This is a genomic window from Streptomyces sp. NBC_01474 (assembly GCF_035918215.1).
GTDB classification, from domain to species: Bacteria; Actinomycetota; Actinomycetes; order Streptomycetales; family Streptomycetaceae; genus Streptomyces; species Streptomyces aureus.
On sequence record NZ_CP109449.1, the window covers coordinates 2832085 to 2856210 of the forward strand.

Below are 24126 nucleotides of genomic sequence, written 5' to 3' on the forward strand. Positions count from 1 at the left end.
GCGGAGTCCTTAGAGGGTGGGCCGGTTGGAGGCGGGCGGGGTGGGGTGGAGGAGGCGGGCGCGGTGCAGCGGAGCGGGGTCGGCCCAGTCCCGTACGTCGACGGGCTCGGGCAGGAAGCCGTGGGCGTGCAGGGCCGCCGACTGCTGGGCGAGCAGGGCGAGGCGGTCCTGGGAGAGGTCGGGGTGCAGGGTGCGGTGGGTCCCGGTGCGGTAGGCGCCGGCAACGCCCTCGGCGCCCGCGCCGGTCTCGGCGCCGAGGATGCGGGCCACGTCGTCGGGTCGGTCCGCGGCCCAGTCGGCGGCGCGCAGGAGCACGGCGAGGAACCGGTCGACGAGGTCCGGGTGGTCGTCGAGGAGACGGCGGTGGACGGTGATGGGCCGCGGTGTGCCGTTGTTCACGCGGTGCGTACGGTCGGGCAACTCGTCGAGTTCCAGGGCGACTTCGGCTCCGATGCGGCGGGCCGCCTCGACGGAGAGCGCTCCCTTGACGTAGACGGCGTCGACGTCGCCGCGCTGGAGGGCGGCGAGTTCCGCGGCCCACTGTCCGGTGTGCCCCTCTGCGGGCACGTCTACGAGGATGGCGTCCTCGAGGCCGAGCCCCGCCGAGGCGAGCGCGCCCTCGAAGCCGCGCAGGGCCATCGCCCGCCAGAAGTCGATGGCGACGCGGTGGCGGGGCGCGGCGAGGCGCAGGCCCCGCAGCGCGGCGGCGCCCCTGATGCCCGAGCCGGGCGCGACCAGGATCGTCTGGCGCTCCTCGATCCAGGTGAGGCCGACGAGCCGTGTCTCCTCGCCGCGCGAACGGGCCCACAGGGCGGGGACGTTGCCGCCCTCGCGGAAGAGGCCGGGCAGCGCGTGCGTGTAGTGCGTGCGGCGGTCGACATCCCGGTCGGCGTCCTGAAGGGACCGTACGGCGATGCCGTCCGGCGCGAACTCGGCGGTGAGCCACTGCTGGTCGGCGGCGATACCGGTCGCGGTGGGCACGGGACAGCGGGTGAACCAGAGGGTGTCCGGGACGGCGGTCGTGGCGGTCGACGTCCGGGCGTGGGCATGCGTCATGGCGGGTTCCCGGGGTGGAGAGGCATGGAGGCGGGGAGCGCGAGCGCGGGCCGCGGCGGCGTGCGGGCGCCGCGCGGGGAGGCAGGCTCGCGGTCCTGCCGGTGAGGGTCTGCGGTGTCAGCGACAGGTGGCGCTGGACACGCGCGCCAGGTCGATGTGCCGGCGCAGCGTGAACAGGGACGCGACCAGGGGCGGGGCGAGCGCGGCGGCGCGGCGAAGGCGACCAGTCATGGCTCTGCTCCCCTCTGCGTTCGTGCGGTCCGTGCTCGTGGCGCGGTGGTGACGGGTGCACAGTGGCACGCCGTCGGCCGGACCGGCAAGCCGCTTCCCATCATGTGGGAACGAGCGTGAACGGAGTGTTTCAGATAGCCATTTGGGTCCGCCACGGCCGCCGTTGGGGCCCGTCGAGGCTGCCGTAATGTGGGAACCGAGAGCCCGAGCACATGCACGTACGAACCGTAGGGAGCCCCCACCGTGACCGCCCCCACCGCGCCCCGCACTCCCGGCGGCGCGCAGGCAGTGCAGCGCGCTCTGGACGTCCTGCACTGCTTCCACGACAACGGGCCCGACCTCAGCGCGTCCGACCTGGCGCGCCGCCTCACCCTGCCCGTCTCCACCGCGCACCGTCTCGCCCGCACCCTCCTGGGCGCGGGCTTCCTCGAGCAGGACTTCCGTACGGCGCGCTACCGGCTCGGCCCGGCCGTGACGGAGCTCGGGCGGCTCTCCTACCACCAGCGCGGGCTGCACCTCGCCGCTCCGGAACTGGCCGATCTGGCCGAGCGCACCGGCGCGACCGCGGATCTGGCGCTGCGCAGCGGGCCGCACGCCGTGATCGTGGCGGGCGGCTCGGTCACGCCGAAGGTCGGCCTGCGCCGGCCGCTGCACTCCACGGCACTGGGCAAGGTGCTGCTCGCCTGGGGGCGGCCCGGGGAGTCGGACCTCGACTCACTGCCGCCGCTGCGCGCCTTCACCGACCGCACGATCGTCGAACCGGCCGCGCTGGCAGCCGAGTTGGAGCGCGTGCGGAGCGACGCGTACGCGCTCAACGACGGCGAGTCGGCGCACGGCGTGCGCACCCTGGCCGTGCCGGTTCTCGACCGTGCGGGGCACGCCCGGTTCGCCCTTGCGGTCCGGGCGACGCCCGAGCTGATCACGGACGGGCGCACCGAGTGGTTCCTCGACCGGGCACGGACCTGCGCCCGCGCCCTGGAGGTGCTGCTGCTGCCGCCCGGGGAGCGCCGGCAGGACCAGTAGGCACGGCGCGCTGTGCCTACCTAGTGATGCGGCTCGTACCCCGGGATCGTGCCGTCCTCCTTCTTCACCAGGAAGAGCCCCACCATCCCCATGTCGGAGTGGCTCTGGACGTGGCAGTGGTACATCCAGGCGCCCGCCCCGACGCCCTCGCCCGCGATGATCTGGAAGCCGAACGAGTCCGCGGGGCCGACGATCTTGTTGTCGACGACCCTGCTCGGGTCGTCCGGGCCGGTGAGTATGCCCGTGCGGTTGTCCGCCCAGCGGTGACCGTGCATGTGGAAGGTGTGGTAGTACTCGCCGTGCGTGATCATGACGATCTCGACGCGGTCGCCCACCGTGGCCTCGAAGTCGGGGCCTTCGTGCGCCGGCTTGTTGTTGATGGTCATGTCGTTGAAGACGATGGTGAACGTGGTGTCCGGGAGGACGTCGCCCTTGCGCCGGACGATCACCGGCCCGTACAGGCCCTTGCGGATGCCGCCTGTGCCGTGTTCCGTGCCGACGACGTGGTCGTGGTAGTGCCAGTACCCCGCGCTGCCCGCGCGCCACGTGCCGTCCTTGCGCCGGCCCGGGGCGTGGGTGCGCCAGGTGTAGGTGCGTTTGCCGCCGGGCTCGACGTCGCTCTTGTTGAGCTTGGTGCCGTCGCTGGAGACCTCGTAGTCGAGGCCGTGGACGTGCAGGCTGGCCGCCACGTCCATCGTGTTCTCGAACTCGATGTGCAGCGTGTCGCCTTCGTTGAGCTCGATGAGGGGGCCGGGCACGGATGCCTTCCCCTTCTCGAACCCGTAGCCCATCTGCCCGTCCGCGAGCTTCTCGGCGTACATCTTGATGTGCTTGACCTCACCGCCGGCCGGGGCCGTGCGCACCGGGCCGTCCGCGGGGGCGGCATCCGTCGCCGCGATCAGTGACAACGATGTCGCCGTCGTCGCGGCGGCGGCCCCGCCCATCAGCACCCGCCGGTTGAAGCTGCGTCTGCCCATGTCGAACTCCCCACTCTCGTACGGGACTTACGCGGGCGTGCCACCAGGGCCTGCGGTGACAACCAGAGAGACGGTAACCGGGTGATCTTCGTTTATCCACACTCAGGACAAAGTTTGCGCCACTGCGGCCATACCTATTGGCGAGCCGCGAAAAGAGGTCTAGCTTCATCCGCGCCGTACCTGTGACCGACGAGGGGTGGGTGAACTCATGCGGTCCACGCCGCATCAAAAACCCTTGGCCGTAAGAGGGTTGGACAGAGACAGACGCAGACGACGTCGCGCCGTCGCCGCGGTCCTGGCGTCCGGGGCGGTCGCCGCCGGGCTCCTCACCGGGCCCGCCGCCAACGCGCGTCCGTTCCCCGAACCATCCGTGACAACGATGTCCCTGCCGTCACCTCCCGGCGGGGCGAACGTGCGCGTCCTGGTGTACTACGGCTCCGCCGCGGGCGGTGACGAGTCACCGGTGGTGAACGCGGGCATCGCGGCCATCGAGAAGATCGGCCAGAGCGGCCCCGCCGCCCAGCGCTTCAAGATCACGGCGACGGACGACGCGTCCGTGTTCACCAACGCCGCCAAGCTGGGCCGTTTCAACGCGGTCGTCTTCCTGACCGGCGGCGGCGACGTGCTCGACCCGGACCAGGAGGCGGGACTCGAGTCGTACATGGAGGCCGGCGGCGGATTCGTCGGCATCCACGACGCGGCCCGTGCCGAGCCGTACTCGGACTGGTTCACCGGCCTGATCGGCTCGCGCCCGGCGGACTCCAGCCCGGCGAACGTCCAGCGGGCCACCGTCGAGGTCGGTGACCGTCAGCATCCGGCCACCAAGGACCTTCCCGTGCAGTGGAAGCGGCCCGACCAGTGGCTGAACTGGGTGAAGAACCCGTCCGGCTCGGTGCACACCGTGGCCCGGGTCCGCGAGTCGACGTACCAGCCGGGCGCGAGCGCCAACGGCGCGGACCACCCGGTGTCCTGGTGCCGCGACTACGACGGCGGACGCTCCTTCTACACGGGCATGGGCGGCACGGCCTCCAGCTACGACGAGGTGGACTTCCAGTCGCATCTGCGCGGCGCCCTGCTGTGGACGAGCCGCATCGTGCGCGCCGACTGCAAGGCCGCGATCGACTCCAACTACAAGGCGGAGCGCCTCACCCAGCCCAACCAGGCGGGCCAGAACGACCAGATCGGCGAGCCGCACGGCCTGGTCACCGCGCCCGACGGGCGCATCCTCTACATCGGCCGCGGCGGCGCCGACTCCTCGCAGCCGGTGATCACGGACTGGAACAACCCCGATGTCGGCAAGGGCAAGGGCGAGATCCACGTCTACGACCCGAAGACCAAGAAGGTCACCCAGGCCGGGGCACTGACCGTCTTCGGCAACAAGGGCGGCGGCGACGAGCTGACCAAGGTCGAGGAGGGGCTGCTCGGTATCGAGCTCGACCCCAAGTTCGAGGAGAACGGCTGGGTGTACCTGCACTACACGCCGCACTCGCAGATCGACCGTGACAAGCAGATGGCCGAGCGCCGCGTCTCGCGCTTCACGCTCGACCTCGCGACCGACAAGCTGGACATGGGCAGCGAGAAGGTGCTGCTCAAGTGGCCTGTGCAGATCCACAGTTGCTGCCACGCGGGCGGCGGGATGGCCTGGGACTCCAAGGGCAACCTGTACATCGCGACCGGCGACAACAACTCCTCCGGCTTCAGCGACGGTTACTCGGGCAACAACCCGCAGCCGAACTACAAGGGCGTCTCCTTCGCGGACGCGCGCCGCACCGCCGGCAACACGAACAACCTCAACGGCAAGATCCTGCGCATCCATCCGGAGGACGACGGCACGTACACGCTGCCGGAGGGGAACCTCTTCACCGGTAAGGAGACGGCCGAGGGCGGCGGGAAGACACGCGGCGAGATCTATGTGATGGGCGTCCGCAACCCGGCGCGCATCTCCGTCGACAGGAAGACCGACACGCTGTACGCGGGCTGGGTCGGCCCGGACGCCGGTGAGCCGTCGACGACCTGGGGTCCGGCCAAGTACGACACGTTCGCCGTCATCACCAAGGCGTCCAACCGCGGCTGGCCGTACTGCATGGGCAACAAGCAGCCTTACCGCGACCGCAATCTGCCGGACCCGACGAAGCCGCTCGGCTGGTACGACTGCGACCACCTGAAGAACGAGTCGCCGAACAACGACGGTCTCGTCAACCTCCCGCCGATGACCGCCAACAACATCTGGTACTCGCCGCAGGGCGGGGCGCCCGACTACCCGCGCGACGCCAACGGCATCCCCTCGTACAAGAAGGAGGAGGCCAAGTACCTCCTGCCGTGGCTGAAGGGCGGCGGCCAGGCCGCGATGAACGGTCCCGTCTACCGCTACGACGCGTCCGTCCCGAACGCCGACAAGTGGCCGAGCTACTGGGACGGCAAGTGGTTCGTCGGTGACTTCTACGACGCCACGCAGCCGCGGCACGCGGTGATCACCGACCCGAAGACGGCCGGCGACGGCGGCATCCCGGTGCACGCCGAGAACCTCAAGAAGATCGTGCCGGTCGGCAACGACGGCATCAAGAACCTCATGGACTGGAAGTTCGGCCCCGACGGCGCGCTCTACGTCCTCGACTACGGCCGCGGCTTCTTCACCTCGGACGCCAAGTCAGCCCTGTGGAAGGTGACTTACACGGGCGGCGAGGCGACCCCTGCGGCCGGTGACCTGGCCAGGAAGGCGCAGTGATGAGGATGCGCAGCAAGAACCGGCGAAGACTGTGGACGGCGCTGTTCGCCGCCCTGCTGATGACGCTCGGACTCGGCTCCCCCGTCGCGTTCGGGCAGGACGCCCCCGTCGCCGCCGCGCAGCAGGTCCTGAACTGGACCGGCAGCGACGACATCACCAAGTACGCCTCGGCGCCGACGACGGCGGTCGCGGGCGCGACGACGATCGTCTTCGAGAACAGCGCGGCGACCGGCAACACCATGGGCATGCCGCACACGCTGACGTTCGACACGTCGGACCCCGAGTACAACAACGACGTGCCGGTGAACATCCTGGCCAACCCGAACGACAGTGAGGGCGGCAAGCACTCGGTCGAGGTCACCCTGACCCCGGGCCGCTATCGCTATCACTGCTCGATCCCCGGTCACGAGGCCATGCAGGGCATCCTCGTCGTGACCGAGGGCGGCGGCGAGGACACGGCCGCGCCGGAGACCTCGGCGAGGGTCGAGGGGCAGAAGAACGCCCAAGGGGAGTACGTCGGTTCGGCGTCGGTCAGCGTGACGGCGACGGACGCGGGCTCCGGTGTCGACAAGGTCGAGTACGCGGTGGGCGCCGACGGCGCCTGGCAGCCGTACACAACCGCGGTGGTCGTCGATCAGGTCGGGGCTCACAAGATCCGCTACCGGGCGTCCGACGAGGCGGGGAACGTGGCGGCGGAGAAGTCGGTCGACTTCACCGTGGTCGCGCCGCCGACGGACGACAAGACTCCGCCGGAGACCTCGGCGACGGTGAGCGGCGAGAAGAACGACAAGGGCGAGTACCTCTCGATGGCGACCGTCACAGTGACGGCCTCCGACACCGGATCCGGCGTCAACTCCATCGAGTACGCGGTGGGTTCGGACGGCGCCTGGCAGCCGTACACCTCACCGGTGATGGTGCACGAGGTGGGCGCCCACACCGTGCGCTACCGCGCCGCGGACAAGGCGGGGAACGTGGCCGCCGAGAAGTCGGTCAACTTCACCGTGGTGGCGCCGCCCGTGCAGGACAAGACGCCGCCCGAGGTGTCGGCGAAGGTCGACGGCGACAAGAACTCCGACGGCGCGTACCTCAAGAGCGCCAAGGTGACCGTCTCCGCGACGGACGCCGACTCGGGTGTCGACAAGATCGAGTACTCGCTCGACGCGGGCCCCTACCTCGCCTACACGGCGCCGGTCGTGGTGGACCGGGCGGGCGCGCACACGGTCGCGTACCGGGCGAGCGACAAGGCCGGCAACATGTCGGCGGCGAAGTCGGAGGCCTTCACGGTCACGGCGGGCGGCGGGGTCCCGGCGCCCAACTGCGCCGAGTTCGACGAGCGGTTGACGGTGATCGTCGGCACGGTGGACACGGGTATCCCGAACCGGGTCACCAACAACCGGTGCCGGATCAACGAGTTGATCGAGGATGAGCGGGAGTGGACCTCGCAGGCCCTCTTCCTCAAGCACGTCAAGACCGTCACCGACAAGCTCCTCAAGGAAGGCGTGATCGATCAGCGCGAGTACAACAAGATCAACCGCGCCGCCAGGCAGTCGGGGATCGGCAAGCCCGGCCAGACCGAGGGCTACCGCAAGATCTTCGACGGCACCCAGGGCTCGCTCGACAAGTGGGAGCAGGTCGGCGGCGGCAAGTTCGGCCTGAACGCGGACGGCTCGATCACGTCGAGCACCACGGTCGAGGGCATGGGCATGCTGTGGTTCCCGCAGCGCAAGTACGGCGACTTCTCGCTGAAGCTCCAGTGGCGGGACGACGCGCCGGGCACGGGCAATGCCAACGGCGGTGTCTTCGTGCGCTTCCCGTGGGTCCACGACCACCCGGAGGAGTCGCGGCCGGAGTGGGTCGCCATCAAGTACGGGCACGAGGTGCAGGTGCTCGACAAGCCCGACGGCGACATGTACAAGACGGGATCGATCTACGGGTTCGACCGGGTGGGCCTCGCGGGCGCGGGCGTCACGCAGAAGGGCACGTGGAACGACTACGAGATCCGTGTGGTCGGCCAGCACTTCTCGATCCTGCGCAACGGTGTCCTGATCAACGAGTTCGACAACACGGGCGGGCAAGTCTTCGAGCCGCCGCGCGGGGACGACCCGGGCACGGACGGCCGGCGGTTCTCCTCCGGCTATGTCGGGCTCCAGGTCCACAGCACGACGGACGTCATCTCGTACCGGGACATCCGCGTCAAGGAGCTGTGACAGGCAATATTGGTAAGTGAGCCGAGCGAGTCGAGCCGGGTCAGTCCTCGTGTCTGGCCCGGCTCGGCTGTACCCGCTTGGGCTCGCCCGGCATCTTCGGGTACTCGGGCGGGTACGGCATGTCGCCGAGGCCGCGGTCCCGTTCGTCCTGGTCGGCGAGTTCGAGGAGCGCGTCGAGCCGGAAGGCGTGCTCGTCCATGTCCTCGTGGACGTCGCCGAGTTCGGCGTAGCGGGCCGGCATGGAGCCGATGTCGAAGTCGGCCGGGCGCGCGTCGTCGACCTCGTCCCAGCGCAGCGGCGCGGAGACGGAGGCGTTCGGCCGTGGCCGTACCGAGTAGGCGGAGGCGATGGTGCGATCGCGTGCGGTCTGATTGAAGTCGACGAAGATGCGCTCGCCGCGCTCCTCCTTCCACCAGGCCGTCGTGACGCGGTCCGGCATACGGCGCTCCAGCTCGCGGCCGCAGGCGATGGCCGCGCGGCGCACCTCGACGAACGTCCAGCGCGGGGCGATCGGCACGAAGACGTGCATGCCGCGGCCGCCGGACGTCTTGGGCCAGCCGCGCAGGCCTCCGAAGTCATGGAGGACGGAGCGCAGCTCGTGGGCGGCGCGGACGGCGTCGCTGTAGTCGGTGCCGGGCTGCGGGTCGAGGTCGATGCGCAGTTCGTCGGGGTGGTCGGGGTGCGCACGGCGGACCGGCCAGGGGTGGAAGGTGAGGGTGCCGTACTGGGCCGCCCAGATGACGGCGGCGATCTCGGTGGGACACATCTCGTCCGCGTGGCGCCCGCTGGGGAAGGTGATGGTGCCGGTGGGGATCCAGTCGGGCAGGTTCTTGGCGGCGCGCTTCTGGTAGAAGGACTCGCCGTCCAGGCCCTCGGGGTAGCGCTGGAGGGTGGTGGGGCGGTCGCGCAGGGCGCGCACGATGCCGTCGCCGACGGAGAGGAAGTAGCGGGCGAGGTCGAGCTTGGTGTAGCCGGGCTCCGGGAACATGACCCGGTCCGGGCTGGACAGGCGTACCGTCCGCTCCCCCGCCTCCAGCTCCACCGCCGCGCCGTTCGACTTGCCCATGCGGGTCACGCTAGGCGCATCGGCCGACTTGCGCATACCGGGCGGACGGGGGCGTATCGCGTCAGAATCGGCTCATGGTCATGGATCTGCCGGTGATGCCGCCCGTGAAGCCGATGCTCGCCAAGTCCGTCGCGAAGATCCCGCCGGGGATGAGTTACGAGGCGAAGTGGGACGGCTTCCGCGCGATCGTGTTCCGGGACGGCGCCGGCCTGGAGATCGGCAGCCGCACGGGCAAGCCCCTGACCCGCTACTTCCCCGAACTGGTCACCGCGCTCCTCGACCGGCTGCCCGAGCGCTGTGTCCTCGACGGCGAGATCGTGATCGCCCGCGACGGCCGGCTCGACTTCGACGCGCTCACCGAACGCATCCACCCGGCCGCGTCCCGGGTCAGGACGCTGGCGGAGCGGACCCCGGCGTCCTTCGTGGCGTTCGACGTCCTCGCGCTCGGCGACGAGTCGCTGATGGACACGCCCATGGTGGACCGCAGGGCCCGCCTGGCCGAGGCGCTGTCGGGCGCGACGCCGCCCGTCCACCTGGCCCCGTCGACGACCGACGCCGAGCTGGCGCAGACGTGGTTCGAGCAGTACGAGGGCGCGGGCCTCGACGGGGTGATCGCCAAGCCCTTCGACCTGCGCTACCGCGAGAACGAACGCCTGATGTTCAAGATCAAGCACGAGCGGACCGCGGACTGCGTCGTGGCCGGCTACCGCTTCCACAAGAGCGGCCCGGTGGTCGGCTCCCTGCTGCTCGGCCTGTACGACGACGACGGCGCGCTCCAGCACGTGGGTGTGTGCGCGGCGTTCACGATGAAACGGCGTACGGAGCTGATCGCGGAGCTGGAGCCGCTGCGTCTCGAGTCGGCGCAGGACCATCCGTGGGCCGCGTGGACCGAGGAGTCGGCGCACGAGAAGGCCCGGCTGCCCGGGGCGACGAGCCGCTGGACCGGCAAGAAGGACCTCTCGTGGGTACCTCTCGAACCGCGGCTCGTCGCCGAGGTGGCGTACGAGCACATGGAGAACGGCGCGCGCTTCCGCCACACGGCCCGCTTCCGTCGCTGGCGCCCGGACCGGACGCCCGAGAGCTGCACGTACGCACAGCTGGACGAGCCGGTCCGGTACGACCTTGCGGATGTCCTGCGCTGAGGTCTGTGTTGGACGGCTGTTTTTGAGGGCTGTTTTTGAGGGCTGCGCCTGAGCCGCCGCCGGGCACCGTCAGGCCAGGCCGAACAGGCAGTCCACGGCGACCGGCGCGCCCCCGTCCGTCACCAGCAGGGGATTGATGTCCAGCTCGCGCAGGTCCGGGGTGTGCAGCACCAGTTCCGCGACGGTGACGAGCACGTTCGTCAGCGCCTCCTCGTCGACCGGGCCGACCCCGTGCGCCACCCGGGTGGCGGCCGCGCGCAGCGCGTCCCTGGAGGCCGGCAGGAGTACGGCCGTACGCGCCGCGTCCGCGGCCTCGGCCCGGTCGCCGCCCGCGCCGACCAGCAGGGCGGCCCGTACAGCTCGTCGCGTACCGCGCCCACGGCGACCAGACCGCTGTGCGGGAGGAGCGGCTGGACCACCAGACGGCGCGCGGTGCGTACGCCCTGCCGCTCGGCGAGCGCCGCCAGCTCCCTGACGGCGCCCGGCACGTCGGCGGCCGGTACACCGATGCGCACCAGCCCGAGTTTCGCCCGGTGCACCGCGTCGGGGCTGTCCACCTTCACGACATAGCGGCCGTCCGGCGAATCCGGGAGCACCAGATCGTCGGCCGCGTCCGAGCAGACCGCCGTCGGCGCGTACGGCACGGCTAGCAGGCTCAGGGCGGGGTGCCCCGCGGCCTCGGTGACCACGCCGCCCACGGCGCCCGCGCGCAGCAGGGCGCCCGCGTCCGACACGGCGACGGGGGCGTCCGCCGCTGCGGGCGCTTCCTCGGGGACGGGTCCGGTCCCGGCCGCGGCGAGGTGGCGGGTGAGTGCGGCGACACTGGGCCAGACCGTACCCGGCAGCAGGCCGTCGGCCGCGCCGGGCGGTGCCGCCGCCCACACCATGCGGGCCGGCGTCCGCAGCCATGTCATCTCGTCGGCAAGGAGCCGCACCGAATCCACCGCCGAGTCCGCGATGGCGAAGTAGACGACGATCAGGTCGGCGTGCGCCTCCTCGTCGAGCAGGCGCAGCAGTGCCGTGAACTCCGCGACGCTGTCCTTCCACTGGGCGCCCACGTCCACCGGGTTGCCCGCGCCGGCGAGACCCGGGAAGCCCAGGGCCCTGATCCGCTCGGCCAGGTGGCCGGGCAGCTCGAAGACGTCGGCACCGGCGACGCTGAGCCGGTCGGCGAGGAGCGCCCCGCCGCCGCCCGACATGGTCACCACGACCGTGCGCCCGGCGCCGCGCGTGCGTATCTCCTCGCCCTGCGCGCAGGCCAGTACCGTTTCCGCGAAGTCCTCGTCGTCCTGCGCGACCAGGATCCCGGCCTGCCGGCACAGGGCGGCGAAGAGCAGCGCGTCGCCCGCGACGGCGGCGGTGTGCGAGAACGCCGCCCGCTTGCCGGCCTCGCTCACGCCTGTCTTCAGTACGACGACCTGCTTGCCCGACTCCCGTGCGGCGCGGCCGAGTTCGGCCAGGGCCGCCGGATCGCGTACCGCTTCCAGATACAGGCACAGGACCCGGACGTCGGGACGGCTCAGGAGGTAGCGGCCCAGACTGGAGACGTCGTCGCAGGCCTCGTTGCCCGCGCTGACGTAGTAGCTGTACGAGACCCCGCGCTGCTCGAGGAGCTCGGCCAGCACGATGCCCATGCCGCCGCTGTGCGTGATGATCGCCACCGGGCCCGGTGCGGGGGCCGGGCGGTCGAAGTAGTGCGTGGGCGAGGCGTGCAGGGCGCCCGGGCGGCTCACCAGGCCCACGCAGTTGGGCCCGACCAGGGGCATGTCACCGGCCGCGGCCCGGAGCTGCTCCTGGAGCTCGATCCCTTCGGGGCCGGTCTCCGCGAACCCCGCCGACAGGACGATCACCGCGCCGGTGCCGGCGGCCCGCGCCCGGGCGACACCGTCCACGGCGGCCTTCGGAGGTACCGCTACCACCAACAGGTCGAGTGGGGCGTCGAGTTCACCGACGTCGGCGACGGACGGAATCTCCACCTCCGAGCGGGGTCCGATGGCGATGATCTCGCCGTCGAAGCCGCCCGCCCGCAGGCGCTCGACCGTCAGCCGTCCCCAGGTGGCGGGGCGGCTCGACATCCCCAGGATCCCGATGCGGCGCGGGAAGAACAGCCGGTCGAAAGCGGCCTTCGACTTCTCTTGCATCCTCAGCTCCAGTCAGTGGTGGTAGCGGGCCAGACCGGGGAGCGCCGCTCGCGGAAGGCGGCGGTCCCCTCCTTCGCCTCGGCGGAGGCGAAGTAGGTGCGGGAGAGTTCCTGCAGCTCCGCCATGAGTGCGGCGCGGCCGTCGGCGGTGGTGTGCGCGGCGGGTCCGTCGAGGAGCGCCTTCGTCCCGGCGAGCGCGGCGGGGCCGCCGCGTACGAGCTGCTCCGTGAAGGAGGTGACCGTCGCGTCGAGTGCGTCGTCCGGTACCGACGTGGTGAGCAGTCCGCAGCGGACGGCCCGTGCCGCGTCGAAGACAGCCCCGGTCAGCAGGAGTTCCTGGGCGCTGCGACGGTCCATCAGGGGCAGGCATACGGCACTGATGACGGCGGGCACGACGCCGATCCGGACCTCGCTGAAGGCGAAGTCCGCGCTGTCGGCCGCGACCGCGAGGTCGCAGGCGGCGATCAGCCCGAGTCCGCCGGCCCGGGCGCGGCCCGCCACGCGGGCGACGAGAGGTTTCGGGCATCCGGTCAACTGCCCCAGGACGTCGGCGAGTCCGATGCCGCCTGCCTGAGGCGTGTCCCGGTCGCGCCCCTTGAGATCCGCGCCGGAGCAGAAGACCGGGCCGGCCGCCGTGAGGACGATCGCGCGCACCCGCGCATCTGCGCACGCGTCGACGAGCGCCCCATGCAGCTGGGCGAGCAGGGGCCGGGACAGGGCGTTGCGGTTGTGCGGGGAGTCGAGGGTCACCGTGGCGACCCCGTCGGCGCCGACGTCATAGGTGATCAGCGGGTCCACTCCCTCTCGGCAATCCCGGCGCGGGCATTGCCCCGCGGGGATACAGAAAATATTCTATTACTTGTACGGTACATAGATCGGCGGGCGGGCGGAAGCCCTCTGCACCCCCGTACACACAGGGCAGTTGCGCAGTTCCACCCCAGCCACTCAGGAGGCCCATGTGACCCCGTCCGACCCCTCCCCCCTGCGCATCGCCAACTGCAGCGGGTTCTACGGGGACCGGCTGTCGGCCGCCCGCGAAATGGTCGAGGGCGGTCCGATCGACGTACTGACCGGCGACTGGCTGGCCGAACTCACCATGCTGGTACTGCACAAGGACCGTCAGCGCAGGCCGGGCGGCGGCTTCGCCCGCACATTCGTGCAACAGCTGGAGGGGGTGCTCGGCACCTGCGCCGAGCGGGGCGTCCGGATCGTCAGCAACGCCGGCGGGCTCAATCCCCAGGGCGCGGCCGAGGCGGTCCGGGCGCTCGCGGACCGCCTCGGCATCCCGCTGCGCGTCGCCACGGTCACCGGTGACGACCTCACGGGACGCCTCGGTGAACTGGCGGCCACGGACGAGCCGTTGACCAATATCGACACCGGTGAGCCGCTCGCCGCGCTGGGCCGCCCGCCGATCACCGCCAACGCCTACCTGGGCGGCTCCGGGATCGCCGCCGCGCTGCGCTCCGGCGCCGATGTGGTGATCACCGGCCGGGTCACGGACGCCGCCCTCGTGGTGGGCCCCGGCATGTGGCGCTTCGGCTGGGACCCGGGGCGGGCCGAGGATCTCGACGCGCTGGCCGGAGCCGTGGCCGCGGGCCATGTCATCGAGTGCGGCTGCCAGGCGACCGGCGGCAACTACTCCTTCTTCCAGGAGGTCCCCGACCTCGCGAACTGCGGCTTCCCGCTCACCGAGCTGCACGCGGACGGCAGTTCGGTGATCACCAAGCACCCCGGCACCGGCGGCCTGGTCTCGGTGGGCACGGTCACCGCCCAGCTCCTGTACGAGATCGGCTCGCCGCACTATCTCAACCCGGACGCCGGCGCCCGCTTCGACACCCTGCGGCTGATCCAGGAGAGCCAGGACCGGGTGCGGATCGAGGGCTGCCTCGGCACGCCCGCACCCGGGCGGCTCAAGGTCGCCGTGAACGCCGACGGCGGCTACCGCAACACCATGACCGTCTCGATCGCCGGTCTCGACGTCCCCGCCAAGGCGAAGCTCGCCGAGGAGGCGCTGTGGGCCCGTATCCCGGGCGGCCGCGCGTCCTTCGAGCGCGCCGAGGTCGACCTGCTGCCGGGAGACCCCGCGCAGTACGCCCCCTCACTTCTGCGGATCACCGTGCTCGACCCGGACAAGGAGAAGGTCGGGCGGGCCTTCTCGGCGGCCGTGGTGGAGACGGCGCTCGCCACGTTCCCCGGCTATCACACCGTCACCCGGCCCTCCGGCGCGAGCTCCTACGGCATCTACTGGCCGGCCTCCGTCCCGGCCCGGCTCCTCACCCATCAGGTGGAGCTGGACGGTGTCGTCACCGAGATCCCGGCCGCGCACTGTGCGCCCGCCGCACCGGCCGGCCTCCCGCAGCTGCCGGCTCCGGACCCCGAGGGCCCGGACCCGTTCGCCGGTGAGCCCACCGTCCGGCTCCCCATCGGCACCCTCATCGGCGCCCGCTCCGGGGACAAGGGTGGAAACGCCAACCTCGGCCTGTGGGCGCGCAGTTCGCAGGCGTACGACTGGCTCGATCACCACCTCACCACCGAGCGGCTGCGGGAACTCCTGCCCGAAACGGCCCAGTTGCACGTGGAGCGGTACCGGCTGCCCAATCTCCTCGCCGTCAACTTCGTGATCCACGGACTGCTGGGCCGCGGCGTCGCCGCCAACACCCGGCACGACCCGCAGGCCAAGAGCCTGGGCGAGCAACTGCGCGCCCGCCTCACCGACATCCCCACCGCCCTGCTGGCCTGACGTACCTTCCCGAAAGGCACCACCATGCAGTTCACGGATGAACACCACGCCTTCCGCCGCACCGTGCGCGACTTCGTCGAGGCCGAGATACAGCCGCACATGGACGAGTGGGAGGCCGCCGGGATGTTCCCGGCCCACGAGCTGTTCCCCAAGCTCGCCAAGATCGGTCTCCTCGGCCTCGAGTACGACCCGGCGTACGGCGGCGAGGGTGCCGACCACACCTTCACCGTGATCGCCGGTGAGGAACTGGGCCGGATCAACGGCAACGGTGTGCCGATGGGCATCAGCGTGCAGACCAACATGGCCACTCCCGCGCTCGCCCGGTTCGGCACCCACGAGCTCAAACAGAAGTACCTGGCGCCCGCTATAGCCGGCGAGTACGTCACCTCCATCGCCATCACCGAGCCGGACACCGGATCGGACGTGGCCCGTGTGCGCACCCGGGCCGAACGCGACGGCGACGACTGGGTGATCAACGGTTCGAAGCTGTACATCACCAACGGTGTGCAGGCCGACTGGCTGTGCCTGCTGGCCCGCACCTCGGGCGAGGGCGGCTACCGGGGAATGTCCCAGATCGTCGTGCCGACGGACACCCCCGGCGTCACGGTCTCGCGGAAGCTCGACAAGCTCGGCAACCGCTCGTCGGACACCGCCGAGCTCGTCTTCGAGGACGTCCGGGTGCCGGTGTCGAACACCATCGGTGAGACCGGCCGGGGCTTCCAGCAGCAGATGCAGCAGTTCCAGCACGAGCGGATGATCGCGGCCTATATGACCGTGGGTTCGGTCGGCCATGCCCTGGAGCGCACCCGGGACTACCTCAAACAGCGCACCACCTTCGGCAAGCCGCTGATCGAGAACCAGTGGATCCAGTTCAAGCTCGCCGAACTGGCCGCCGAGCTGGACCTGTTGCGCCACTACAACTACGCGTGCGCGGAGGCGTACCTGCGCGGCGAGGACACCAGCCGCTACGCCACCATCGCCAAGCTCACCTCCGGCAAGCTCGCCCGCAGGACGGCCGATGTCTGCATGCAGTTCCACGGCGGCGTCGGCTACATGGAGGAGACCTGGACCGCGCGCTACTTCCGTGACGCCCGGCTGCGGTCCATCGGCGGCGGCGCGGAGGAGATCATGCTCCAGGTGCTGGCCCGAGCCGAAGGGTTCCACGCATGAGCCCGGCCCCCCACCCCGTTCTGCCCAGCGCCCTGGACACCGCGTCCGCGCAGTACCGGGCGAGCCGCGCCCACATGAGCACGCTGCTCGACGAGATCGCCGCCGAGCAGGCCGTCGCGCTGGCCGGCGGCGGCGAGAAGTACACCGCACGGCACCGGGAGCGCGGCAAGCTCCCGGTGCGCGAACGGATCGATCTGCTGCTCGACGAGCACTCACCCTTCCTGGAGCTGTCGCCTCTCGCGGGCTGGGGCACCGCCGATCCGGTGGGCTCGGGTTTCGTCACCGGCATCGGCACGGTGAGCGGGGTGCAGTGCGTGATCCTCGCCAACGACCCGACGGTGCGCGGCGGCTCGCGCAACCCTTCCTCGATGCTGCGGATGCTGCGGGCACTGGACATCGCGGAGTCCAACCGGCTGCCGGTGGTCAACCTCACCGAGTCCGGCGGCGCGGACCTGGACCGGCAGGCGGAGATCTTCGTCCCTGGCGGCGAGCAGTTCGCCCGCCTCACCCGGATGTCGGCGGCCGGCATCCCCAGCGTCACCGTGGTCTTCGGCCCGTCCACCGCCGGTGGCGCGTACGTCCCCGGCATGAGCGACTACACGATCCTGGTGGAGGACCGCGCCCGGGTGTATCTGGGCGGGCCGCCGCTGGTGAAGATGGCCACCGGCGAGGAGGCCGACGAGGAAGAGCTGGGCGGCGCCGCCATGCACGCCCGGCTCTCCGGACTCGCCGACTTCCTCGCGGCCGACGAGACGGACGCCCTCGCCACCGCCCGCCGGGTCGTCGGGCAGCTGGGCGTCCGGCGCATGGGACCGACGCCCCTGCCGAGCCCCGAGCCGCCGAAGCACAACGCCGAGGAGCTGCTCGGTGTCGTGCCCGCCGATCTGCGCACGCCGATGGATGTGCGTGAGGTGATCGCCCGTATCACCGACGGTTCCGGTTTCACCGAGTTCAAGCCCGAGTACGGGCCCAAGCTGGTGACGGGCTGGGCTCGTCTGCACGGCTATCCGGTGGGAGTCATCGGCAACAACGGGGTGCTGTTCTCCGAAGAGGCTCAGAAGGGCGCCCAGTTCATCCACGCCTGCAACCGCTCCGACACCCCGCTGCTGTTCCTCCAGAACATCACCGGCTTCATGGTCGGCACCCGCTACGAGCAGGGCGGCATCATCAAGGACGGTGCGGCACTGATCAACGCGGTCACCAACTCGGCCGTACCGCACCTCACATTGATGGTCGGAGCCAGCTACGGGGCGGGGAACTACGCGATGTCGGGGCGGGCCTTCCGCCCCCGGTTCCTGTTCACCTGGCCCAACCACAGAATCGCGGTGATGGGGCCTAAGCAGCTGAGCGGGGTCCTCTCCATCGTCCGCCGCAACGCCTCCGCCGCCGGGGGGCGGCCGTTCGACGAGGCCGCCGACGCCGAACGGCGGGCGGCGCTGGAAGCGAAGGTCGAGCGCGAGTCCAGCGCGCTGTACGCCACCGGCCATGTGTGGGACGACGGTGTCATCGACCCCCGGCACACCCGGGATGTCCTGGGCATCGCCCTGTCCGCCACGCACGCGGCCGAGGTGCGCGGCACCACGGCGTACGGCGCGCACCGTCACTGATGAACCGTCGCTGATGAACCGTCAGGACACTCACCGCGAAGGAGCGGTTCGTTGATCTCCATCCTGCTTGTCGCCAACCGGGGTGAGATCGCCCGCCGGGTGATCCGCACGGCCCGCGCCATGGGGCTGCGTACCGTCGCGGTGTACTCCGAACCGGATGCCGCGGCTGCGTTCGTCCGGGATGCCGACGTCGCCGTACCCCTGCCGGGCCGTACCGGCGCCGAGACGTATCTGAACGGGGAAGCGGTGCTCGCCGCCGCCCGCAGGGCGGGCGCCGACGCGGTCCATCCCGGCTATGGGTTCCTCTCCGAGAACGCCGCCTTCGCCGCGGCCTGTGTCCGCGAGGGGCTGGTCTTCGTCGGCCCGCCGGCGGCGGCCATGACGGCCATGGCGGTCAAGACCGAGGCCCGGCGGATCGCGGAGCGGGCCGGTGTGCCCGTCGCGCCCGGCGCCGAACTCGACGGCACCGAATCCCCGCGGGCGCTGCGCGAGACGGCCGCGCGGGTGGGGTTCCCGCTTCTGGTGAAGGCCGCTTCCGGCGGTGGCGGGCGGGGCATGCGCCTGGTCGGGAACGCCGGGGAGCTGAGCGAGGCGGTGGACTCGGCTCGCCGGGAGGCGGACGCGGCCTTCGGCGACGGGACGGTCTTCCTGGAGCGGTATCTGGGCGGCGCACGCCATATCGAGGTGCAGGTGGTCGCCGATGCGCACGGCACCGTGCGCACACTCGGTGATCGCGACTGCTCTGTGCAGCGGCGCAATCAGAAGGTCCTGGAGGAGGCGCCCGCCCCCGGGCTCGGACAGGGCCTGCGCGAGCGGATGGCGAAGGCGTCGGTGGCGCTGGCCCGCGCGGTGTCGTACGAGGGCGTCGGCACCGTTGAATTCCTGGTCTCCGGCGACGAGTTCTTCTTTCTGGAGATGAACACCCGCCTCCAGGTGGAACACCCCGTCACCGAGGAGGTCTGGGGCCTCGACCTGGTGCGGCTGCAGGTGCGGACCGCGGCGGGAGAGCGGCTCGACGAGCTGCCCTGGCCGGCGCGCCCCGAAGGGCACGCGGTGGAGGTGCGGCTGTGCGCGGAGGACCCTGCCTCCGGATACCTGCCCTCCCCCGGCCCTGTGCACCGGTTCCGTATGGCGCCCTCGCCCGGACTCCGGGTGGAGAGCGCCGTCGAGGACGACACCCTCGTACCCGGCGAGTACGACTCACTGATCGCGAAGCTGATCGTGCACGCGCCGACCCGGGACGAGGCCGTCACCCGGCTCGGCCGGGCCGTGCGCGCGCTCGAACTGCACGGCCCGGCCACCAACCGCGACCAGCTCGCCGCCCTCCTCGACCACCCCGCGACGCTCGCGTCGGGCGTGGACACCGGCTTCCTGGACCGCACCCCCGAACTGGCCGCGGCGCGCCCGGACATGGCGTACCAGCGCGAGTGCGCGGTCGCCGCCTCCGTGTGGGAGCGCCACACCGGCCACGCCCGCGACGCGGTGCTCCCCTCGGTCACGGCCGGCTTCCGGAACATGCCGGTCCCCGCCGCGCCGGGCCGGTGGGCGGGCCCGCGCGGGGAGACGTCCGTTTCGCTGCACTGGGAGGGGCGCGCCGAGGTGGACGGGGCCCTGCTGCCGGTGCGCGTCCACGGGGTCGACGCGACGGGCGTGGATCTGGAGGTGGACGGCCTGCGCAGGCGCTTCGGCGTGCACCGGCGGGCGGACCGGGTGTGGGTGAACACCGCGGAGGGCCAGTGCGATCTGGTCCGGTGCGAGCGCTTCCCCCAGGCCGGCCGCTCGCGTGCGGCGGGCAGCCTCACCGCTCCGCTGCCCGGCGTCGTCGTGGCGGTGCACGCCGAGAAGGACGCGAAGGTCGCCACCGGCGATCTGCTCGTCATGGTGGAGGCGATGAAGATGGAGCACCGCATCGAGGCGCCCTGCGACGGAACGGTCACCGAGCTGTTGGTCGGCGTCGGCGACGGGGTGGACGCGGGAGCCCCCCTGCTCGTCCTGGACTGACGGCAGGGGCCGCGGCCACTGGCGGCACCGGACCTGGACAGCCGGGCCCACTGAGGGCTCGGTAAAGTGATGAGCCTGCCCGCGCACAGTGCGGGCCCCCGCCTACCGCGGGCCGCAGAGGGGAAATCGTGGAGACCAGCGCCGTGCCCGAGCCCCGTCCGGCCCCGGGGCGGCCCCGGCGGCGCCAGCTGAGCGAGGAAGCGGCCGACCACCTGCGCGAGCTCATCATGTCGGGCGGCCTCACGGAGGGCGAGTTCCTGCGGCCCGAGCGGTTCGCCGACGAACTGGGCATCAGCGTCACACCGGTGCGCGAGGCGCTGCTGGAGCTGCGGGCCGAGGGCTTCGTGCAGCAGGAGCCCCGGCGCGGGTTCGTCGTGCTGCCGCTCACCCGCCAGGACGTGCTGGACGCCTTCCTGGTCCAGGCGCAGCTCGCGGGCGAGCTCGCGGCGCGGGCCGCCGAGCGGATGGGGGACGCGGAGCTCGCGGAGCTGCGCGAGCTGCAGGACCGGATGCGTACCGCGCTGGCCGAGGGGCGGCACAGTGAGGTGGAGGACTCCAGTTTCCCCTTCCACCGGCTCATCAACCACGCCGCCCAGTCACCCAAGTTGCGCTGGTTCATGCGCACGGCCGGCGCCTACGCCCCTCGCCGCTTCTTCGCGGCGGTGCCCGACTGGGTGTCGCAGTCCGTACGCGAGCACGAGGACATCCTGGCCGCGCTGGCCGCCGGCGACGCCGAGGCCGCCCGCCGCCTGATGCACGCCCACATCCAGCACTCCGGTGACTTGATCGCGGACCACCTCACGGCCCAGCACTGAGCACTGTTTCGAACATGTTCGACCTGAACTGATCGATCCGCCCCTGGGCGGGTATCACCCACACGTGCGAATACGACGGATGCGGGTGACGCGCGTACGGCGGGCCGCGATCGTCGCGGCGGTCCTGGCCGCCACGGCCGCCGGATGCACCGTGGGCGACGGGCATCTGCCGGACGGCCACTCCGCGAGCCCCACCGCCGAGGAAGCCCGTGGCCCGGTCCTCGCGGTGAAGATCGACAACGTGGGTCCGGCGCGCCCGCAGACCGGCATCGGCCGGGCGGACATCATCTACGCCGAGCAGGTGGAGAGCGGCCTGAGCCGGCTCATGGCCGTGTACGCGACCCGGCTGCCGCCCGTGGTCGGCCCCGTGCGCAGCGCCCGTGAGACCGATCTCGAACTGCTGCGGCAGTTCGACAACCCCGCACTCGCCTTTTCCGGCGCCCAGTCGAAGCTCCTGCCGCTGATCGCCGAGGCCCCGCTCACCGCGCTCCCGCCCGGCAAAGCGCCGGCCGCGGCGTACTTCCGCGGCAGCGACAGGCCGGCGCCGCACAACCTCTACCTGCGCCCCGCCAAGCTGGGCGTGACGCCGAAGGCGGGCGCGCTGGCGGCGGCCGGGGTCACGTTCGGGGCTCCCCCGGCGGGCGGGCAGGCGAAGAACGCCCTCACGGTGCGCTTCCCCGCGGCCCGCTTCACTTTCGACTGGTCGGCACAGAGCGGCAGTTGGCAGGTGTCGATGGACGGCACCCGGGCGCGCACCACGGACGGCGGGGCACTGAACGCTTCGACCGTCGTGGTCCAGTACGTGGATGTCCGCGGTTCGCGGTTCCACGACCGGTCCGGGAGCACGTCACCGTTCTCCGACACCGTGGGCGCGGGCAAGGCGACGGTGCTGCGGGACGGGCGGTCCTACGACGTGCGGTGGGAGCGGCGTTCGGCGGCCGACGGCACACAGTTCACGACGGCGGCCGACGGCAAGCGCATGACGTTCGCCCCCGGACAGGTGTGGGTCCTCTTCGCCGAGCGGTGAGAGCCCCGGCTCGCCCGGGTCGCCGCCGTCAGGCCTTCGCGAACGGCTCCGTCGGGTTGCGGAGCCCCTCAGCGGCGTCCGAGACACGCTGGATCAGGTCGAAGAAGACGGCCTGCTCGTCGGCCGACAGCGGGGCGAGGAAGATCTGGTTCATCCGGGCCGTGCGCACGGTCAGTTTGCGGTGGATGCGCGTCCCGTCGTCGGTGAGACGCAGCAGGGAGCGGCGGCCGTCCTGCGGGTCGCGCACCTTGTCGATCAGTCCGCGGCGGCTGAGGCGGCTGATGACCTCGGCGATGGTCGAACGGTCGAGGCCGACGCGCTCGCCCACGGTGCGCTGGTCGAGGCCGGGCTCGGCGACGAGCGCGTTCAGGACGGCGAACTGCGGTGAGGTGATCTCCTCGGAGACCATCGTGTTCCACAGCAGGTAGTGCGCCTGCTGGAGGCGCCGGGCCAGGTGCCCCGGGTGGGTGGTCAGATCCACCGCGGCCATCGCGGACCTCCGGTCTGGGTCGGCAGGGCTTCCGGGTCGCGCCGTCCCCGCGTCGTGCAGGGCGTCCGATCCATGGCCCGCTTTTCGGGTGTGTACTGACCAATACTCGACCATAGGGTGGCCCGTGTCGAGTCGACTCCCCCACACCAACCGTCACTACCGTGGACTATTGACGGTCCGGGCATGCGGTGGCACCGTAAACGCCAGTCACATAAATGCTCAGTGTGCTGAGTAATTGGGTGGCGAGTGATCGGTTGACGTACGTGGAGAGGCTGGCTCGGATGGACAAGGTGGTGGCGACGGCCGCGGAAGCGGTCGCCGATGTGGGGGACGGGGCATCCCTCGCGGTCGGCGGGTTCGGTCTTGTCGGCGTCCCGAACGTGCTCATCGGCGCCCTCCACGAGCGCGGCACCACGGGCCTGAGCGTGGTCTCCAACAACTGCGGGGCGATGGACTCGGGCCTGGCCGTGCTGCTCGCGGCCGGGCGGATCGCCCGGGTCACCGGGTCGTACATCGGCGCCAACAAGGAGTTCGCCCGCCAGTACCTGTCCGGCGAGGTCGAGGTCGAGATGATCCCCCAGGGCACGCTCGCCGAGCGCCTGCGGGCCGGCGGCGCGGGCATCCCCGCCTTCTACACGCCCGCCGGCGTCGGCACCCAGGTCGCCGAGGGCGGACTCCCCTGGCGCTACGACAGTCAGGGCGGCGTGGCGCTGGCGTCCCCGCCCAAGGAGGTCCGCACCTTCGACGGCACGGACTACGTCCTCGAACACGGCATCCGTACCGACTACGCCCTCGTGCGCGCCGCCAAGGGCGACCGCCACGGGAACCTCGTGTTCAACAAGTCTGCCCGCAACTTCAACCCCCTCGCCGCGACGGCCGGACGCATCACCATCGCCGAGGTGGAGGAACTCGTCGAACCCGGCGACATCGACCCCGACGCCGTGCACCTGCCCGGCATCTTCGTCCAGCGCGTCGTCGCGCTGACGCCGGGGCAGGCGACCGACAAGCAGATCGAACGGCGCACCGTCTCCGCGCCTCCGGCACGAGGAACGGTGAGCGGCTGATGGCCTGGACCCGCGAAGAGATGGCCGCGCGCGCCGCCCGCGAGCTGCGCGACGGCCAGTACGTCAACCTCGGCATCGGCCTGCCGACCCTCATCCCGAACCACCTGCCGCCCGGCGTCGAGGTGATCCTCGAATCCGAGAACGGCATCCTGGGTGTCGGCCCCTACCCGGCCGACGACAAGGTCGACCCCGACCTCATCAACGCCGGCAAGGAGACGGTCACCGTCCTGCCCGGCGCCTCCTACTTCGACTCGGCGCTCTCCTTCGGCATGATCCGCGGCGGCCACATCGACGTCGCCGTGCTGGGCGCGATGCAGGTCTCCGCCCGCGGCGACCTCGCCAACTGGGCCGTCCCCGGCAAGATGATCACCGGCATCGGCGGGGCCATGGACCTCGTCCACGGCGCGCGGACGGTCATCGTCGCGATGACCCACACCGCCAAGGACGGCACGCCCAAGATCGTCGAGGACTGCACGCTGCCCCTGACCGGCAAGGCCTGCGTCAACCGTGTCATCACCGACCTCTGCGTCCTCGACGTCACCGCCGACGGGCTCGAACTCGTCGAGCTGGCCCCCGGCGTCACCGCCGACGACGTCACCGCGCGGACCGCGGCCAAGGTCCGCATCCCGGAGGAAGCCCGATGAA

Annotated in this window: 20 protein-coding genes; 12 read left to right on the top strand and 8 right to left on the bottom strand. The window is 71.4% G+C overall.

The genetic code is table 11. The features are described from left to right. Window positions 1–9: 9 nt before the first annotated feature. A complete protein-coding gene (locus OG758_RS13320) occupies window positions 10–1056 on the bottom strand; it encodes an ABC transporter substrate-binding protein (protein ID WP_326710186.1) in 1047 nt (348 codons plus the stop codon). A 117-nt stretch (window positions 1057–1173) separates the two neighbouring features. Continuing rightward, window positions 1174–1287: a putative leader peptide gene (locus tag OG758_RS13325; protein ID WP_323136301.1), complete on the bottom strand. Its 114-nt coding sequence runs from the start codon at window positions 1285–1287 to the stop codon at window positions 1174–1176. Between the two features lie 243 nt (window positions 1288–1530). On the opposite strand from OG758_RS13325, the gene OG758_RS13330 reads away from it, so the two are divergent. Continuing rightward, a complete protein-coding gene (locus OG758_RS13330) occupies window positions 1531–2310 on the top strand; it encodes an IclR family transcriptional regulator (RefSeq protein ID WP_326710187.1) in 780 nt (259 codons plus the stop codon). Window positions 2311–2330: 20 nt separating this feature from the next. On the opposite strand, the gene OG758_RS13335 is transcribed toward OG758_RS13330, so the two are convergent. After that, window positions 2331–3287: a multicopper oxidase domain-containing protein gene (locus OG758_RS13335; RefSeq protein WP_326710188.1), complete on the bottom strand. Its 957-nt coding sequence runs from the start codon at window positions 3285–3287 to the stop codon at window positions 2331–2333. A gap of 208 nt (window positions 3288–3495) precedes the next feature. On the opposite strand from OG758_RS13335, the gene OG758_RS13340 reads away from it, so the two are divergent. Beyond that, window positions 3496–6012, top strand: a complete 2517-nt coding sequence (locus OG758_RS13340) for a ThuA domain-containing protein (RefSeq protein WP_382060899.1) — start codon at window positions 3496–3498, stop codon at window positions 6010–6012. A 5-nt stretch (window positions 6013–6017) separates the two neighbouring features. Next, on the top strand, window positions 6018–8219 hold the full coding sequence (locus OG758_RS13345) for an OmpL47-type beta-barrel domain-containing protein (protein ID WP_326710189.1): 2202 nt from the start codon (window positions 6018–6020) through the stop codon (window positions 8217–8219). A gap of 40 nt (window positions 8220–8259) precedes the next feature. Here OG758_RS13345 and ligD read toward each other — a convergent pair whose 3' ends face one another. Further along, window positions 8260–9285 carry a non-homologous end-joining DNA ligase gene (gene ligD, locus OG758_RS13350; protein ID WP_326710190.1) on the bottom strand — a complete coding sequence of 342 codons (1026 nt, stop codon included), beginning with the start codon at window positions 9283–9285 and terminating at the stop codon, window positions 8260–8262. 80 nt (window positions 9286–9365) lie between these two features. Between ligD and OG758_RS13355 the strand changes: the two genes are divergently transcribed. Continuing rightward, entirely contained in the window at window positions 9366–10427 is a 1062-nt protein-coding gene (locus OG758_RS13355) for an ATP-dependent DNA ligase (protein ID WP_326715897.1), read from the top strand. A 69-nt stretch (window positions 10428–10496) separates the two neighbouring features. Here the strand turns inward: OG758_RS13355 and OG758_RS13360 are convergent, their stop codons facing one another. Genes OG758_RS13360 through OG758_RS13370 form a run of 3 tightly spaced genes read right to left on the bottom strand, consistent with a single transcriptional unit; the run spans window position 10497 to window position 13365 of the window. After that, a complete protein-coding gene (locus tag OG758_RS13360) occupies window positions 10497–10709 on the bottom strand; it encodes an acetate--CoA ligase family protein (protein ID WP_326715898.1) in 213 nt (70 codons plus the stop codon). After that, window positions 10628–12568 (bottom strand): CoA-binding protein, encoded by a 1941-nt coding sequence (locus OG758_RS13365; RefSeq protein ID WP_326710191.1) that lies wholly within the window; start codon window positions 12566–12568, stop codon window positions 10628–10630. The genes OG758_RS13360 and OG758_RS13365 overlap by 82 nt, the downstream gene beginning before the upstream one ends. A gap of 2 nt (window positions 12569–12570) precedes the next feature. Next, window positions 12571–13365 (bottom strand): enoyl-CoA hydratase-related protein, encoded by a 795-nt coding sequence (locus OG758_RS13370; RefSeq protein WP_326710192.1) that lies wholly within the window; start codon window positions 13363–13365, stop codon window positions 12571–12573. A gap of 160 nt (window positions 13366–13525) precedes the next feature. Between OG758_RS13370 and OG758_RS13375 the strand changes: the two genes are divergently transcribed. The 6 genes from OG758_RS13375 (at window position 13526) to OG758_RS13400 (ending at window position 21927) form a co-directional block, all read left to right on the top strand. After that, entirely contained in the window at window positions 13526–15307 is a 1782-nt protein-coding gene (locus OG758_RS13375) for an acyclic terpene utilization AtuA family protein (protein WP_326710193.1), read from the top strand. Window positions 15308–15331: 24 nt separating this feature from the next. Further along, window positions 15332–16477 carry an acyl-CoA dehydrogenase family protein gene (locus OG758_RS13380; RefSeq protein WP_326710194.1) on the top strand — a complete coding sequence of 382 codons (1146 nt, stop codon included), beginning with the start codon at window positions 15332–15334 and terminating at the stop codon, window positions 16475–16477. Next, window positions 16474–18084, top strand: a complete 1611-nt coding sequence (locus OG758_RS13385; RefSeq protein WP_326710195.1) for an acyl-CoA carboxylase subunit beta — start codon at window positions 16474–16476, stop codon at window positions 18082–18084. The genes OG758_RS13380 and OG758_RS13385 overlap by 4 nt, the downstream gene beginning before the upstream one ends. 51 nt (window positions 18085–18135) lie before the next feature. After that, window positions 18136–20085: an ATP-binding protein gene (locus OG758_RS13390; RefSeq protein WP_326710196.1), complete on the top strand. Its 1950-nt coding sequence runs from the start codon at window positions 18136–18138 to the stop codon at window positions 20083–20085. 128 nt (window positions 20086–20213) lie between these two features. After that, window positions 20214–20900, top strand: a complete 687-nt coding sequence (locus OG758_RS13395) for a GntR family transcriptional regulator (RefSeq protein ID WP_326710197.1) — start codon at window positions 20214–20216, stop codon at window positions 20898–20900. A 79-nt stretch (window positions 20901–20979) separates the two neighbouring features. Further along, complete coding sequence (locus OG758_RS13400) at window positions 20980–21927, top strand: DUF3048 domain-containing protein (protein WP_326715899.1); 948 nt, start codon at window positions 20980–20982, stop codon at window positions 21925–21927. A 28-nt stretch (window positions 21928–21955) separates the two neighbouring features. On the opposite strand, the gene OG758_RS13405 is transcribed toward OG758_RS13400, so the two are convergent. Then, window positions 21956–22417 (bottom strand): MarR family winged helix-turn-helix transcriptional regulator, encoded by a 462-nt coding sequence (locus OG758_RS13405; RefSeq protein ID WP_326710198.1) that lies wholly within the window; start codon window positions 22415–22417, stop codon window positions 21956–21958. 281 nt (window positions 22418–22698) lie between these two features. Between OG758_RS13405 and OG758_RS13410 the strand changes: the two genes are divergently transcribed. After that, on the top strand, window positions 22699–23481 hold the full coding sequence (locus tag OG758_RS13410) for a CoA transferase subunit A (protein ID WP_326710199.1): 783 nt from the start codon (window positions 22699–22701) through the stop codon (window positions 23479–23481). Then, the gene (locus tag OG758_RS13415; protein ID WP_326710200.1) at window positions 23481–24125 is read left to right on the top strand and encodes a CoA transferase subunit B; all 645 of its coding nucleotides are present in this window, start codon (window positions 23481–23483) and stop codon (window positions 24123–24125) included. The genes OG758_RS13410 and OG758_RS13415 overlap by 1 nt, the downstream gene beginning before the upstream one ends. Window position 24126 lies beyond the last annotated feature (1 nt).